The organism is Pseudoalteromonas sp. MQS005 (assembly GCF_001661605.1).
GTDB classification, from domain to species: domain Bacteria; phylum Pseudomonadota; class Gammaproteobacteria; order Enterobacterales; family Alteromonadaceae; genus Pseudoalteromonas; species Pseudoalteromonas tetraodonis.
Window position 1 is genome coordinate 1 of the sequence record NZ_LYRQ01000118.1, and the last position, 810, is coordinate 810.

General features: G+C 38.3%; 1 protein-coding gene and 1 tRNA gene. Both read right to left on the minus strand.

Features of this window, described 5'->3' with window-relative positions; translation table 11 throughout:
* Positions 1-127: 127 nt before the first annotated feature.
* Positions 128-218: transfer RNA gene (locus A9479_RS19475), tRNA-Ser, on the minus strand.
* 226 nt (positions 219-444) lie between these two features.
* A complete protein-coding gene (locus A9479_RS20035) occupies positions 445-585 on the minus strand; it encodes a hypothetical protein (protein ID WP_008113257.1) in 141 nt (46 codons plus the stop codon).
* Positions 586-810 lie beyond the last annotated feature (225 nt).

Sequence of the window (810 nt, forward strand, 5' to 3'; positions counted from 1 at the left end):
CGAACCCTCGATAGAGCTACAAACTCTATACTCCCTTAGCAGGGGAGCTCCTTCGGCCACTCGGACACCTCTCCGACGCATTATTCAGCGTGTTATCAATCGGAAAAAACCAATTAATACAAATAAGTGGTGGAGAGATAGGGATTTGAACCCTAGAGGGGCTATAAACCCCTGCCGGTTTTCAAGACCGGTGCATTCGACCACTCTGCCATCTCTCCACGTCGTGATGCAGGATAATACTTAGGTGAGTTGCCTGTGTAAATAGCAAAAAGATCGTTTGCTTAAAAAGTGAGCGTAAATGCGGTTTTTTTTGTAAATTATGAAAATTAAAGATGATTTTTAGCTATGAGGAGGGGGCTGGCAGCAAACAGATGGAGCTAAAGAAGAAACTTCATTTAGTGGTTGGGTGTTTGCTGCAGCAATACAAAAATCATGGTTGGGTGATTATTTGTATTGAATTGCACCGCCAAGTGCTAATTTTTTTCCGTAACGGTTAAGTTTAGCTAACATTCTCGCTTTGCGATTAGTTGGTTTAACTGCAACGTGAGTTGTGGCTGTTTGGTTTAATGTATTAATTGGGTTCATTATATTCGCTCCAAGGTTGTGTCTGTTGAAAACGTGTGCATTTTGCCCGTAGGTTGGTTAAAAATAAAGCGATAAAAATTGCTGGTGAAGTATTAGTTTTTTTAATCTGAAAGTGTTTTTTTTGATTTGCTATTTAATGGCGTTTTTTTGATTTTGTATATTTATTCATTATAGTCGTGTGCTATATCACTTTTATACGGGGTTTTTTCAGTTTTTTTAATTTTA